This window comes from Rhizobium sp. X9 (assembly GCF_018873185.1).
GTDB lineage: Bacteria > Pseudomonadota > Alphaproteobacteria > Rhizobiales > Rhizobiaceae > Agrobacterium > Agrobacterium oryzihabitans.
Genome location: NZ_CP071311.1, coordinates 484,075 through 497,962 on the forward strand (window position 1 = coordinate 484,075; position 13,888 = coordinate 497,962).

Annotated in this window: 12 protein-coding genes; 6 read left to right on the forward strand and 6 right to left on the reverse strand. The window is 60.5% G+C overall.

Annotated features, from left to right (window positions below):
* Window positions 1-160: 160 nt before the first annotated feature.
* From JZY08_RS02375 to JZY08_RS02385, 3 genes are all read left to right on the forward strand, one after another.
* Window positions 161-766, forward strand: coding sequence for a YqgE/AlgH family protein (locus JZY08_RS02375; RefSeq protein ID WP_035242027.1), 606 nt, complete (start codon window positions 161-163; stop codon window positions 764-766).
* A 110-nt stretch (window positions 767-876) separates the two neighbouring features.
* Window positions 877-1,068, forward strand: coding sequence for a CsbD family protein (locus JZY08_RS02380; RefSeq protein ID WP_003494272.1), 192 nt, complete (start codon window positions 877-879; stop codon window positions 1,066-1,068).
* A gap of 279 nt (window positions 1,069-1,347) precedes the next feature.
* Window positions 1,348-2,445: a putative zinc-binding metallopeptidase gene (locus JZY08_RS02385; RefSeq protein ID WP_216330875.1), complete on the forward strand. Its 1,098-nt coding sequence runs from the start codon at window positions 1,348-1,350 to the stop codon at window positions 2,443-2,445.
* A gap of 149 nt (window positions 2,446-2,594) precedes the next feature.
* Here JZY08_RS02385 and JZY08_RS02390 read toward each other — a convergent pair whose 3' ends face one another.
* Genes JZY08_RS02390 through thrC form a run of 4 tightly spaced genes read right to left on the reverse strand, consistent with a single transcriptional unit; the run spans window position 2,595 to window position 8,856 of the window.
* Complete coding sequence (locus tag JZY08_RS02390) at window positions 2,595-5,510, reverse strand: EAL domain-containing protein (RefSeq protein ID WP_082183863.1); 2,916 nt, start codon at window positions 5,508-5,510, stop codon at window positions 2,595-2,597.
* Window positions 5,507-6,106 (reverse strand): GNAT family protein, encoded by a 600-nt coding sequence (locus JZY08_RS02395; protein WP_216330877.1) that lies wholly within the window; start codon window positions 6,104-6,106, stop codon window positions 5,507-5,509. The genes JZY08_RS02390 and JZY08_RS02395 overlap by 4 nt, the downstream gene beginning before the upstream one ends.
* A gap of 32 nt (window positions 6,107-6,138) precedes the next feature.
* Window positions 6,139-7,437 (reverse strand): pitrilysin family protein, encoded by a 1,299-nt coding sequence (locus tag JZY08_RS02400; protein ID WP_216331492.1) that lies wholly within the window; start codon window positions 7,435-7,437, stop codon window positions 6,139-6,141.
* A gap of 21 nt (window positions 7,438-7,458) precedes the next feature.
* Window positions 7,459-8,856, reverse strand: coding sequence for a threonine synthase (thrC, locus tag JZY08_RS02405; RefSeq protein WP_216330879.1), 1,398 nt, complete (start codon window positions 8,854-8,856; stop codon window positions 7,459-7,461).
* 262 nt (window positions 8,857-9,118) lie between these two features.
* Between thrC and JZY08_RS02410 the strand changes: the two genes are divergently transcribed.
* Window positions 9,119-9,658, forward strand: a complete 540-nt coding sequence (locus tag JZY08_RS02410; RefSeq protein ID WP_167377515.1) for a PilZ domain-containing protein — start codon at window positions 9,119-9,121, stop codon at window positions 9,656-9,658.
* A gap of 455 nt (window positions 9,659-10,113) precedes the next feature.
* Here the strand turns inward: JZY08_RS02410 and JZY08_RS02415 are convergent, their stop codons facing one another.
* Window positions 10,114-10,803, reverse strand: a complete 690-nt coding sequence (locus tag JZY08_RS02415) for an HAD family hydrolase (protein ID WP_216330880.1) — start codon at window positions 10,801-10,803, stop codon at window positions 10,114-10,116.
* 222 nt (window positions 10,804-11,025) lie between these two features.
* On the opposite strand from JZY08_RS02415, the gene JZY08_RS02420 reads away from it, so the two are divergent.
* Together JZY08_RS02420 and JZY08_RS02425 are read left to right on the forward strand one after the other, a co-directional pair.
* On the forward strand, window positions 11,026-11,706 hold the full coding sequence (locus JZY08_RS02420; RefSeq protein WP_216330882.1) for a GntR family transcriptional regulator: 681 nt from the start codon (window positions 11,026-11,028) through the stop codon (window positions 11,704-11,706).
* A 249-nt stretch (window positions 11,707-11,955) separates the two neighbouring features.
* Window positions 11,956-12,432, forward strand: coding sequence for a DUF1284 domain-containing protein (locus tag JZY08_RS02425; protein ID WP_216331493.1), 477 nt, complete (start codon window positions 11,956-11,958; stop codon window positions 12,430-12,432).
* A 163-nt stretch (window positions 12,433-12,595) separates the two neighbouring features.
* On the opposite strand, the gene JZY08_RS02430 is transcribed toward JZY08_RS02425, so the two are convergent.
* Entirely contained in the window at window positions 12,596-13,696 is a 1,101-nt protein-coding gene (locus JZY08_RS02430) for a hypothetical protein (protein ID WP_216330884.1), read from the reverse strand.
* Between the last annotated feature and the right edge of the window lie 192 nt (window positions 13,697-13,888).

Sequence of the window (13,888 nt, forward strand, 5' to 3'; positions counted from 1 at the left end):
GTTCCCGTCTAACCCAACATCGGCTGGCGGACCAGTTACGAATTCGTGCGATGCATCATTTTCGGTTGATTGATGGCACGCGATGCCGCATCCTGTCCTTTGTCGAAGTGCGAACGCCGCTTTCCGTTCGATGACGGAATTCGGCCTGCTGGAGGCGACGGTGAGCTTTTCAACCCTGATGGACAAACGCGAACGTGGCTTTCTCGATGGTCAGTTCCTCATCGCGATGCCGGGGCTGGACGATGGCAATTTTGCCCGTGCGGTGATCTATATCTGCGCCCATTCGGATGCCGGCGCCATGGGTTTCATCATCAACCGGCCGCAGCAGATCACCTTCACGGATATTCTGCTGCATCTGAAACTGGTTGATAGCAACGACGCCATCATGCTGCCCAACCGCACCCGGGAATTTCCGATCCAGTGCGGCGGCCCGGTTGAATCCGGCCGGGGTTTCGTGCTGCATTCGGACGATTACCTGAGCGAATCCAGCATTCCGGTCAGCGACGACATTTCGCTGACGGCGACGCTGGATATTGTTCGCGCCATTTCCAATGGCCGCGGCCCGCAGAGGGCCACCATGCTTCTTGGTTATGCGGGCTGGGGTCCGGGCCAGCTGGAAAACGAGATCGCCAATAATGGCTGGCTGAACTGCCCGGCGGCGGAAGAGTTGATTTTCGACCGTGGGCTGGACAATAAATATGAGCGGGCGCTCGCGCTGATGGGCGTCGACCCCCGCATGCTTTCCACGGATGCAGGGCACGCCTGAAATTTGCGCCGTCCCCACACACGGTCGCAGGCTGGAACCAAACCTTGACCCCTTACGTTACTCACCCGGAAAGCCGGACAAACAGTGCGGCTCAACTAGGGAGCAGTGACATGGGTAGCACATCAGACAAGATCGCCGGCAAGGCCAACGAAGTCGCCGGCAAGGTCAAGAAGAACGTCGGCGAAGCCACCGGCAACAACGAGTTGCGCGCCAAGGGTGCGGCCCAGGAAACCAAGGGCAAGGTTCAGAAGAACGTCGGCAAGGCGAAAGACGCCGTCAAGGGCGCCGTCGACCGCATGTAATGCAGTCTGACGGGTTTCCGCCTCTTTGATGAAGCGGTGCTTTGGAGCGCATGTGTTTGCAACACATGCGCTCTTGTCGTCTGGGCGTCGTTTGATGCGGATAATTTCCCCGACAAGGAAGAAGCGCAGACAACAGGTCAAGCAAGACCTTGAACCGTCAATCAAACTCGGCGTTGTCCTCGGGGCAGGCCGGAGAATGACGCCGTAACCATAATTGCCAGGAGTTGGCGTATGTCGCCGACCCCTTCCGTCCCATGATCCATCGCAAGGGTTTCATAAATGAAGCTTTTTTCCTGCGCATCCTGTGGCCAGCCGGTCCATTTCGATAATCGTTTCTGCGTTTCCTGCGGCCATCGCCTGGCCTTTGTGCCGGAACGGCTTTCCATGGAAGCGCTGGCGCCTGCGGGCGAGCCCAATTGGCAGATCGTCGCCGACCCGCAAAAACAGGTGCGTTTCTGCGCCAATGAGGTGAATGACATCTGCAACTGGTCTGTCCCGGCGGAAAGCCAGAACGCCTTTTGCCCGGCCTGCAGCCACAACCGCCTGGTGCCGGATATCGCAACGGATGAGGGCGTCGAACAATGGCGCCGCATCAGCCAGGCGCAGCGGCATCTGTTTTATTCGATCCTGCGGCTCGGCCTGCCGCATCCGAACCGGGATGCCGATCCGGCAGGCGGGCTCGTTTTCGACTTTCTGGTCGATGAGGTCGCACCAGACGGTTCCGTCATTCCCGCCATGACCGGTCACGATGAGGGCCTGATCGCCATTCGCGCGGCCGAAGCCGATGATGCGACGCGCGAGCAGGTGCGCGCCAACATGAATGAGCCCTATCGCACCATGCTTGGCCATTTCCGCCACGAGGTCGGGCATTTCATCTGGAACAAGCTGGTTCGCGATGAAAACCGCCTTGAGGCCTGCCGTGTGGTGTTCGGCGACGATCGCGAGGACTATGCAGCCGCGCTTCAACGCAATTACGAGCAGGGACCTCGCCCCGACTGGCAGGAAAGCTTCATAAGCTCCTACGCCTCCGTCCACCCCTGGGAAGATTTCGCCGAGTGTTTCGCGCATTATCTGCACATCGTCGACACCCTTGAGACTGCGCGCGCTTTCGGTGTGGCGATCGATCCTGACGGACATGAGGAGATGGCGGCAGAAGTGACGTTCGATCCCTACAAGGCCCGCAGTGCCGCGCAACTGGTCAAGGCTTGGATTCCGCTCAGCGTCGCCATCAACTCGATCCAGCGCAGCATGGGGGAGGCAGACCTTTACCCCTTCGTGCTGTCGCCGCCGGTGGTGACCAAGATGGAATTCATCCACGACCTCTTGCATGGCAGGGTGGCGGCGGATGCGTCGCCGCCGGTGGCGATGGTTCAGTAAGGAACGATTTGCCCTCGACGTCATCCTCGGGCTTGACCCGAGGATCCACAACCACCCGCGACAATGGATCCTCGGGTCAATCCAGAGGATGAGCTCGCGTTAGGGGGAGGGAGAAAGGGACGGGGAGCGCGCTGCTGCACCCCATCCCCTTACGAAGCCCGCTTTGTCGGCTGGAACCGCTCCCGCAGAAGCTTCAGCGCGGCATCGCCTGACACGGGTGTGCCGAACAGGAAGCTCTGGCCAAAATGGCAATTCATGCGCGACAATTCCGCCGCATCTTCCGGCGTCTCGATGCCTTCCGCCACCACCTGCATGTCAAGCGCGCGGGCCATGGCGATAACGGAGCGCAGGAGCACGTTGCGCTTGTCGCTGGTATTGGCCACCAGCGCCTTGTCGAGCTTGATCGTGTCGAAGGGGAAGCGGGTGAGATAGGCAAGCGACGAATAGCCGGTGCCGAAATCGTCCATGGCGAGGCTCAAGCCCGTTTCCTTCAGCTTGGAAAGCACCAGCCGCGCCTGTTCCGGGTTCTCCATCACCACGGATTCCGTCAGTTCCAGCTTCAATTGCTGCGGATTGCAGCGCGTGCGCGTGAGCATGCTGCGCACGTCGTTGTACAATTCGTTGTTCAGCAATTGCGCGCTGGAAATATTGACGGAGATGAAGATCGGCATCTTCTCGATGGCGTGCTGCCAGTCCATCAGATCGGTCGCCGCCCGCTCCAGTGCGAACATGCCGAGCGGCTCGATCAGGCCGGAGGCTTCCGCGATGGGAATGAACTCGCTCGGCGGAATATTGCCGCGCTTGGGATGTTCCCAGCGCATCAGCGCTTCGAAACCGGCGAGCTCGCCATCGTCAAGCTTGACGATCGGCTGATAGGCGAGCGACAGCTCCTTGCGCTCGATGGCGCGGCGAAGGTCGCTTTCCATCTGCAACCGGTCGGTGCCGGAAGTGCGGAAGGCGGGGCGGAACGGCTCGACGCGGTTACCGCCGGCGCGCTTGGCGCGGTACATGGCCAGCTCCGCATCGCTGAGCAGACCGGCCGCACTTTCCTGCTGGTCGATCCACGAGACAAGGCCGATGGAGGCGGTGAGGATGATTTCGCGATTGGCGAAATTGATCGGCACCATGATCGCTTTGTTCACCGCATCGGCGAAATCCGCCACACGCTGCGGATCGCGCTCGGAGGTCAGGATCAGGCCGAACTCATCGCCACCGAGGCGCGCCAGCGTATCCTGCGGTTTCAACAGGCGGCGCAGACGCCGCGTCAGCGCGATGAGAATATTATCCCCCGCGGCAATGCCGAGCGTATCGTTGACCAGCTTGTAGCGGTCGATATCGATCGCCATCACGGTCGGGCGCACGCCCTCGCTGTCGGGAGAAAGGTTGAGGATCGATTGCAGGCGGTCGAGGAAAACCTGCCGGTTCGGAAGTCCGGTCAGATTGTCGTTCATCGCATCCTGCAACAGCCGCTCGACCGAATTCTTCTGTTCGGTAATGTCGGTAATCGTGCCGACGCAGCGGATGATTTCGCCGTTGGAGCCGAGAACCGGACGGGCGCGGATTTGCAGCCAGTGGAAATGCCCATCTTCGGCGCGAATGCGGAATTCGTGGTTGAGGCGGCCCTTGCGGTGGTCGAGCAGCACGTCGAGCGTCGCCTTGAACCGGTCGCGATCATCCGGATGCAGGCGCGGCAGCCAGTTGCGCGCAGCACCATGCATGGTGCCGGGTTCCAGTCCCAGCCGGTTGGAAATGTCGGGCGTGGTGACGATCCGGTCACGCGTCACGTCCCAGTCCCACACGGTATCACCGCTGCCTGTCAGCGCCAGCGACTGGCGTTCGAGGTCAGAGAACAGGCCCTGCTGATAGGCGCTGCCGGCAAAGGCATGCTGGATGACGGTGAAGCCGATCAGAAGCACGATCAGCACCAGTCCACCGCCGAGTGCCGGTTGCACGATGTCGTTGTCCAATTGCCCAGTCACCGTCAGCCAGCTGCCGAACAGCCAGACGAGGATGAGCGCCCAGGACGGAACGAGCAGGATAGCCCGGTCGTAACGGTTGAAGCCGAGATAGATGATGAGCGCGATACCGGCCGTTGCGGTGAGCGCGAAGGACACGCGGGCGATGCCCGACGCAACCGAAGGATCGTAGATCGCGACGCCGAACAGCAGCGCCAGACCCACCACCCAGGCGAAGGTCGCGTAACCCAGATGCGCGTGCCAGCGGTTGAGATTGAGATAGGTGAACAGGAAGACCACGAAGCTGGAGGCGAGCGCCACTTCGGCGCCCGCCCTCCATATTCGCTGGTCGCTGGATGTGACGGTGATGAGCTTTTCAAGGAAGCCGAAATCGACGCAGATATAGGCGAGCACCGCCCAGGCGAGTGCGGCGGAAGCGGGCAAAACGGAGGTTCCCTTGACCACGAACAGAATGGTCAAGAGCACGGCCAGCAGACCGGCAATGCCGAGCACGATGCCGCGATAAAGCGTGAATGCGTTGATCGTGTCCTTGTAGGCTTCCGGTTCCCACAGATAGATCTGTGGCAGCTGCGGCGTGGAAAGCTCGGCGACGAAGGTGATGACGGAGCCGGGATTGAGCGTGATGCGGAACACGTCGGCATCCGGGCTTGGCTGCCGGTCCAGCGCAAAACCTTCGCTCGGCGTGATCGCGATGATGCGCTGCGAGCCGAGATCGGGCCAGAACAGTTTCGAGTTCACCAGACGGAAATGCGGGGCGACGATGACGCGCTCCAGCTGCTCTTCGGAGACATTGGCGAGCGCAAAGACCGCCCAGTCGCCCTGGTGGTCCGTGGAACTGGCGCGCACCTCGATACGGCGGCGGATGCCATCGGGGCCGGGCGCGGTGGAGACCTGAAAGGCCTCGCCCTGATTGGCATAGATATCGGTGGTCGCGGTCAGATCAAGCGCCGTGTCGTCACGGGAAATCTTCACCGGCTCGAAGGCGTAGGAATAGGAAGCAAAAAGCAGGAACAGCAGGAAAAACGGCGCAGCCAGTGCGATTGCCGCCAGACGTTTCGACGAGCACGGCGCAGTGTGATTGTAGGTCATGTATCGTACTTCGTTCCGCCGGAGCTTTGCTTGTCGGCAAGAAGGGAAAACATCATATGATCCCGCCATTGGCCATTGATTTTCAGATATTCCCGCAAGAGACCTTCCCGCTGGAACCCGGCATTTTCGAGAAGCCGGATGCTTTTGAAGTTTTCCGGAATACAGGCTGCCTCGATACGGTGCAACTGAAGTCCGTTGAAGATGTAGGGTATTACCAATTTTAATGCGGCAGACATATGGCCTTGTGCCGCGTGGCGTTCGCCTGTCCAGTAGCCGATCATGCAGCTTTGCGCGGCGCCCCGGCGGATGTAACCGATGGTGATGCCGCCCACCAGCAGGGTCTCCTTTTCGAACAGCAGAAACGAAACGGCGGTGCCGGAGGAAAACTCCTGACCGTTGCGCACCACGCGCATCCGGAAGGAGCCTTCCGTCAATTCGTCCGGGCGCCAGGTGGGTTCCCAGGGCTGGAGAAACTGCCGGCTTTCCGACCGCAGAACGTGCCACTGCCTGAAATCGCCATAGCGCGGCAGTCTGAGAAGATGGTCGGCGCTGCGCAGTTCGGGCGTGTCATTATGTCGGGAAAGAAAACGCAGCATTCACCATCCCTGTGCGGAAAAAACCGCCACCCTCAGCCGTTCGCCTTTATCCTTGCAGGCTGCTGCGCAGAAAGCGCGGCAGTAATGTCTGAAAGAGGCGGCAGATGTTCGAGCGGGCCAATTGCGGACAATGTCGGAACTGTATCGAAAAACAGCCGTCCTGCAAGATCGGTCAGGCGGTCCTGCGTGATGTGCTCGAGGCGCTCCATCATCTCCTCATTGGGGATGGGTCGGCCGTAAAGCATCATCTGCCGCGCCATCTGGCCGGCGCGGGCGGCCGGGCTTTCCTGCCCCATCAGCAGCTGCGCGCGGATCTGCGCGCGGGCGCGGTCGATTTCTTCCTGATGGATGGTCTGCGACGACTTGCGCAATTCCTCCAGAATGACCGGCACCAGTTCCGGCAGGTCGTTGCCGCCGGTGGCCGCATGCACGCCGAAGATGCCGGTATCTGAAAAACCCCAATGGAAGGCATAGACAGAATAACAAAGACCGCGCGCTTCACGCACTTCCTGAAACAGCCGCGATGACATGCCGCCGCCCAGGATATTGGCGAGGATCTGCGAACAATAGAAATCACGGGCGTGATAGGCCTTGCCCTCGAAGCCGAGAAGCACCTGCGCGTCCATGAGGTCGCGAGTCTCGCGGATTTCCCCGCCGGTATAGATCGCCTTTTCGAGAACCGGCGTGGCGGCTGGCAGCTGCGGCAGCGAGGCGAAACGTTCTTCCACCTGCTTGACGAAGCTATCGTGATCGACGGCACCGGCCGCCACGACGAAGATGCGATCCGTCGTGTAGTTGCGGGCGAGATAGTGCCTGATCTGGCCGGTGGTGAAGGATTGCACGGTTTCCGGCGTGCCGAGGATCGGGCGGCCGATGGTCTGGTCGCGATAGGCGACGCCGGAGAAATTGTCGAAGATCACATCGTCAGGCGTATCGGTTGCGGCACCGATTTCCTGGAGAATGACGTTTTTCTCCCGCTCCAGCTCGTCTTCGTCGAAGAGCGATTCCGTCAGAATATCGGCAAGGATATCGACCGCGAGGGGGACGTGGTCTTTCAGGACGCGCGCATAATAGGAGGTTGTTTCCGTCGATGTCGCGGCGTTGACTTCGCCGCCGACATTTTCGATCTCCTCGGCGATCTGCCGGGCGGTGCGGCGCGCCGTACCTTTGAAGGCCATATGTTCGAGAAGATGGGCGATGCCGTGCTCGGCAGTCGTCTCGTTGCGGGAACCGGATTTGATCCACACCCCAAGAGCAACGCTTTCGAGATGTGGCATTTTTTCCGTGACAACGGTCAACCCGGATGAAAGCCGGGTCACATTAACTCTCATACTCAACGTCTTTCCGCGTCTCTATTTGCCGGCGCGTGCATGGCTGCCGATGAAGGTTTCCACGGCTTTCAGCTCTGCATCCAGAATGTCGAAACGCTCCTCCCGGTTCATAATGTCAGCTAACCATACTGGAAGCGCAGGCTCGATTGCGCAAGCGGATTTTACGGCGGCCGGGAATTTAGCCGGATGGGCGGTAGACAGGACCACCATCGGGCTGGACGCCTTTTCGTGCTTTTCCGCCACGAAAACACCGGTGGCCGTATGCGGGTCGATCAGGTAACCGGTCTTTTCAAGCGTATCGCGGATCGTCGCCGCCACCTGCTTCTCGGTGGCACGACCGGCACGGAAATCCTTTTTGATGAATTTCAGCGCATGCGGCGGAATTTCAAATGCGCCGGATTGCTTGAGGCCGTCCATGGACGCCTTTACCGCAGAGGAATCGCGGCCATAGGCTTCAAACAGCAGACGCTCGAAGTTGGAAGAAATCTGGATGTCCATCGAAGGCGAGGTGGTGGGCTTGACGCCGCGCATCTCGTAACGGCCGGTCTTCAGCGTGCGCGCCAGAATGTCGTTGTCATTGGTGGCGATGACGAGCTTGTCGATCGGCAGGCCCATCTTCTTGGCGACGTAACCGGCGAAGATATCACCGAAATTGCCGGTTGGAACGGTGAAGGAAATCTTCCGGTCGGGACCGCCGAGCGACAGGGACGCCGTGAAATAATACACGACCTGCGCCATGATGCGCGCCCAGTTGATGGAGTTGACGCCGGAAAGCTTCACGCCGTCGCGGAACTTCGCATCGTTGAACATTTCTTTGACGAGGTTCTGGCAATCGTCGAAATTGCCGTTGATCGCCAGCGCATGCACGTTGGATGCTGTCGAGGTCGTCATCTGGCGCTGCTGTACCGGAGAGACCTTGCCATTGGGGAAAAGGATGAAGATGTCGGTGCGCTCGCGCCCGGCAAAGGCGTCGATGGCTGCGCCGCCCGTGTCGCCGGAGGTGGCGCCGACAATGGTGGCGCGCTCGCCACGCTCAGCCAGCGTATAATCCATCAGGCGGGCGAGAAGCTGCATCGCCACGTCCTTGAAGGCGAGCGTGGTGCCGTGGAAAAGCTCCAGCACGTAGGTGTTTGGGCCGGTCTGCGTCAGCGGTGCCACGGCCGGATGGCGGAAGGTCGAATAGGCGTCGTCGATCATCGCCTTGAACTTGTCGGCCGGAATTTCACCGCCGGTGAAACGATAGAGAACCTCAAACGCGATGTCCTGATAGGATTTGCCGCGCAGGTTGCGGATTTCCTTCTTCGACATGGACGGCCATTCGCGCGGCACGTAAAGCCCGCCGTCACGGCCAAGGCCCGCCAGAAGCGCGTCGCAGAAACCAAGCGAAGGGGCCGCACCCCTGGTCGATACATATTTCACGAGATAGTCCCTTGTCCGGTGCCGGTCATCGGCTTCTTCTTCAGCAGCGTCTCACGGAAATGAGGCGATTGGCGAGGTAATGAAGGGCTTTTTTGAAAATTCAAGCAAAACCGAACATGCCAATCGATTTTTTCCGGCGTCGCTGCTATAGACCATCGCCAACCTGCGTGAAAGGTCAATAAACAGCGTCTCCGGTTCTGTTCCGGGACAATGGAGAGGAATTAGAAGAGTGTCAGGGAATTTCTTGCGTTTGTCCGCCGCGATGTCGCTTCTGGCCGTTGTTGCAGGATGCAATTCCTCCAATCCGTCGGACTCGCTTGCCGTCAACCCTCCGGCCGCGCAGGCCAATGCCGTCACCCCGGTGGTGCAGGCCAACTGCCCGACCGTGACGGTTCTCGACGCCAACGCCGTTCACCGGGTCTATGCCGGCGGCGCCAAGGACGACCCGCAGAAACTCGCCTATCAGGTCTCGCTGTCAGACACGACGCGCTCATGCACCGCAAACGAAGCCACGCTGACGGTGAACGTGCTGGCGCAGGGTCGTCTCGTTCCCGGCCCGATGGCGAAGCCCGGCCGCGTGACGGTTCCGATCCGCGTGACGGTGAAGGATGGCGACGGCGAAATCTACGGCGAAACGACCAATTTCGCCATCGATGTCCCGGCAGGCGGAGCCGGCACGCAGTTCATTTTCAACAACGACCACGTGGCCATTCCCAACGGTCCGGGCGGCGCACCGAAGTCGGTCAGCGTCTATATCGGCTTCGGCGGCGAGAGCGCCAAGGCAAAGACCAAGCGCCGGTGATTTGACGGGCGAAATGTAAAAACCGGAGGCTGCTCGGCAGGCTTCGGTTCTGATTGCGCGCAAAGGTGCGAATTCCGTCACCCCGGACTTGATCCGGGGTCCAGCGCGATCAAGTCATTGATCGCAAAAGACTCTTCTCACGGCGCAGACGCGCCGTGACTGGATGCCGGATCAAGTCCGGCATGACGGAGGAGAAGTCTACGACTTTCCATGCGTTTTAAGCGGAGGGTTTTCCCACAGCCGTTGCTTTCTCCGCCGACGGGCGGCGACGAGAGTTTCGATACTCCTCCACAGCCTCAAAAAAAGCTGGCGGCAAAACGTCCCTGGCGGGGCGCGCATTTGCGAGCTCTCCATCCGACATCTCGGGAAAGTCGACAGCATCCCAGTCCGCTTCGGTATAGCCTTGGCCGGGTACGAATTCCTTTTGTGTCTGGGATGTAACCACAGCTACCTCGTCAAAAAGCGCCTTCCCACTCCGCCATTGCCGCAATCACGGCCGGCAGGTCCTGCATGCGCGAGATCACCGTTTCGGCGCCCGCATCCGTCAGCCGGTCGGCATGGCTCGGATAGGTGTGGGATGCGCCGGTGAAACCGATGACGCGCATACCGGCGGCTCTCGCGCCATGGATGCCGTGCACGGAATCCTCGACCACGACGACGCGGTCGGGGGAGACGCCGAACTGTGCCGCGCCATGCAGGAAGATGTCGGGCTTCGGCTTTACGCGATCGGCACCGAGATCCTTGGCGGAATAGATATGCGGTGCGAAATAGGGCTTCAGGCCCACTTTCGTCAGCATCATGTCGAGCCGGTGGCTCGAGGCATTCGAGCAGATGCAGCGCGGCGTCGTCAGGCGAGACAGGGCGAATTTGACGCCCTCGATGATCTTCACGTCGCGTTCCAGCCGCATGTCGAGCAGCTTTTCGGATTTGTCGAGCAGGGAGGCGGAGAGGGGAATGCTGGCTTCGCTTTCCACCTGCAGAAGAATGTTCTTCCAGGTCATGCCGGCAAAGCGCTCGCCCATTTCCTCGACGGAGATCGGATAACCGGCCTCGGTCAAAAGACGGGACTCCACCTGCGCCGCGATGATTTCGGAATCGACCAGAACGCCGTCACAGTCGAAAATAATGAGGTCGAAGCCGCTCATGGGCGCTCCCTGTATCGAATTTGCTTGGAAGAAAGTGATGCCGGCGCTTTTAGACCATGTCTGCGCCAAGCTCAACCGGTTGCCCGGCAAGGGTCGGTCCCATCAGGCTCATAGCTTGGCCGGCCGGGCAAGCGACTGCGCGGCTTCGAATATTCGGCTTTGCGCATCTGCCGCGTGCAAAAAGCGCTACACACAGTCGCGCCAGATGCGTTAAGGGATGTTATGCCCAAGACAGTGAAAACCACGCCCGAAGACACCATTGCCGCACGCATCAGCCGCACTCTGGCCGACCGCATCGTTCGCGGTGAACTGTCGCCGGGTGAACGGCTGAGGCAGGATCATATCGCTGCCGAATTCGGCGCCTCGCATGTGCCCGTGCGTGAGGCGTTCCGCAGGCTGGAAGCGCAGGGCCTGGCGGCGAGCATTCCACGCCGGGGTGTGCGGGTAGCGGATTTCGGCCTTACCGATGTGCGCGAAGTCGCGGAAATGCGCGCGGCACTCGAGGTTCTGGCGCTGCGCCACGCCATTCCCAACATGACTTCAGCCATTCTCGACCAGGCGGAAGCCGCGACACTCGAAGGCGATAGCGCCGTCGATGTGCAGCACTGGGAGGAGGCCAATCGCCGCTTCCACCGCCTCATCACCGCGCCCTGCGACATGCCGCGCCTGATGGAGGCGATCGACGGCCTGCATGCGGCGAGCGCCCGGTTCCTGTTTTCCGCCTGGCGGGCCGGCTGGGAGCGCCGCACCGATACCGACCACCGGGCAATCCTCGACGCACTTCGCGGTGGCCGCGCCGAGGAGGCGGTGCGCATCCTCGACGGCCACGTGCAATGGATCGGCCGCAAGGCGATCCGCACCTCTTCAGGCTCGATGCACGACGCCTTCGCGATCGTCGGATAAGCCAAGCGCAACTTGCTCCACATGGTGGCTCTCGGCTCGCCCTTTTGGACTCCGTCGAAAAAGTCGGGTATCGATATCCTGTCCGCGACAAGATCAGCGGAAGGGGAGATGGATGACGGTTGAGACGGCGAAATCACCGGGCGGATTTTTCGGCTGTCCCGCCTTGCGCTCCCTCTGTCCGCAGACCCTTTTCCAGCCCGGGAAACACCGCCAGTGACGGTTCGACTGCGCCCGCATCACCTTCTCTGCATGCTGACCTATGTGGGGAAGGGATATTCATCCGGCTTCGTCGAAAATTACGACCGTGTCGCCGCTCGCCTGAATGCGGGCGACGAAGATATCGAGCTGGTGGACGGCCCTGACGATATCTGCATCGGCCTTTTGTGCGAAAGCCATGCCCACTGTTTCAACGAAGGCGTAGTGCAGAGGGACGAGGCGGCCCGGCTTTCGGTTTCGACGCTTTTGGGCGAAACACTGACCGCCGGCAAACGGCTGCGGGTGACGCCGGATCTTTTGGCAAGGATGCGCATGGCTTTCGCCGCCGGAGATATCCGGCAGGCCTGTCGCGGTTGCCAGTGGATCAGGTTGTGCGATCGCATCTCGGCGTCAGGATTTGCCGGCGTGAAAGTTGGCGAGCCGCTGCAAATGACGGTCAAACACGAAAAGCATTTTTCCAGCCATCCGATGCTCAGGCCCAAATATGGATCGTCCGGCCGGAAGCTGTGACGGTCCACATTCCCCCACACCCTCATTCCTGTGCTCGTCACAGGAATCCAGCCAGCCCAAGTCCTTGGGCTGAAAAGACTCCTCCCGCCGCGCAGACGCGCGTCGACTGGATTCCTGTGACGAGCACAGGAATGAGGGAGGAGAGGTGGGGGGGCCGAGACGACTACTCCGGCACGTTCGTCTCTGTCCGCTCTGCGGCCTTGACCGTCGCCTTGATTTCCTTCGGCTCGCGACCGGACTTTTCGTCGTAGCTCACCTTCACCGAATAATCGCCGGGATGCAGGGTCTCCTGATGCCGGGTGCCGTACCGGCCGGAAATTTCCTTTTGCGTGCCCTGAAGGTCTTTGGTCGTTTCGACGATGTCGATCCGCTCGGCACCCGGCGCCGTGATTGCCAGAACGCCCGCATTAAGGTCGATGTTGATTTCGGAGCGTTTTCCGGCCGTCACGGTAAAGGGCTGCTCGACCGTGACTTTGCCCAGACGGGCGCGCATCACGAAATCGCCCGCCGGCATTTCCATGATCTTGCCGGTGCCGTAAACGCCGTTGATGGTCTGGCGGGTGCCGTCCAGCGTCTCCTTGGCCGAGAGCGCCTCGAAGCGGATATCGTCCGTCTCCACCGCCTTGCCATCCTGCGCATAGACCGCCTTGGCAACGACCACGCCGCTCGGAATGACGAGCTCGTGGCTGATCTTTTCCCCGGCCTTGATGGCAAGCGTTTCCTGTGCGCGTGCCGGGCCGATGCTGCCGGTGAGGAGCACTTCGCCTGCCGGCACGAAGGCCGTGTTCTGGCCGTAGACGCTGTCCTTGAAATCGCCCTTGGTGATTTCGGTCTTCGTCTGCGTTTCCACATCGCTGTCGGGGCTGCGCTTCGGCACCACCGTCAGTTCTGCCGCGTCGAAATTAACCTTCGGCCTTGCGACGCTTCCGTCCTTCACCTCAAATGGTATTTCGCGGGTGACATTTCCCAGCGCCGCGACGCCGACATATCTGCCCGCCGGCAGCTTCGCCTCGAAAGTGGCGTCATAGGACCCGCCGGCATTGGCATCCGTGCGCGCTCCGTTCCGATCGGCCTTGTAAAAATCCCACCGCACTTTGTCGCTGTTGCCGAGCGAGGGGCCGCCATCGAAAAGAACAGCGTCGGTCACGACGTTAAATTGCGGTGCCGGCTGCTGCGCCCGCGACGGTGACGGCAGTGCCGTCACCAGAAGAACGGCGGAAACGACATGCATTGAAAAAGAAGCCGTTCGCATCATGGACCCCATTCGGATTACCCCCGTTATTGCCGGCCTTCCTGCCGCATGGATATGCGCAACAGGACAACCTGTTGTGCACAACGTTTTTACGGGACTTCGGGTTCCCCATGCGGCGGCGCAAATCCGCCATGCACGCCTCGACAGCCATTTATTTTGCATTTTCCGTGACTTGTTCAGGCTTTGATAACCATCTTCGGTAAC

Coding starts and splice junctions, on each gene's coding strand:
- JZY08_RS02380 (WP_003494272.1), top strand. CDS start 877: ATGGGTAGCACATCAGACAAGATCGCCGGCAAGGCCAACGAAGTCGCC.
- JZY08_RS02385 (WP_216330875.1), top strand. CDS start 1,348: ATGAAGCTTTTTTCCTGCGCATCCTGTGGCCAGCCGGTCCATTTCGAT.
- JZY08_RS02390 (WP_082183863.1), bottom strand. CDS start 5,510: ATGACCTACAATCACACTGCGCCGTGCTCGTCGAAACGTCTGGCGGCA.
- JZY08_RS02395 (WP_216330877.1), bottom strand. CDS start 6,106: ATGCTGCGTTTTCTTTCCCGACATAATGACACGCCCGAACTGCGCAGC.
- JZY08_RS02400 (WP_216331492.1), bottom strand. CDS start 7,437: ATGAGAGTTAATGTGACCCGGCTTTCATCCGGGTTGACCGTTGTCACG.
- JZY08_RS02410 (WP_167377515.1), top strand. CDS start 9,119: ATGTCGCTTCTGGCCGTTGTTGCAGGATGCAATTCCTCCAATCCGTCG.
- JZY08_RS02415 (WP_216330880.1), bottom strand. CDS start 10,803: ATGAGCGGCTTCGACCTCATTATTTTCGACTGTGACGGCGTTCTGGTC.
- JZY08_RS02420 (WP_216330882.1), top strand. CDS start 11,026: ATGCCCAAGACAGTGAAAACCACGCCCGAAGACACCATTGCCGCACGC.
- JZY08_RS02425 (WP_216331493.1), top strand. CDS start 11,956: ATGCTGACCTATGTGGGGAAGGGATATTCATCCGGCTTCGTCGAAAAT.
- JZY08_RS02430 (WP_216330884.1), bottom strand. CDS start 13,696: ATGGGGTCCATGATGCGAACGGCTTCTTTTTCAATGCATGTCGTTTCC.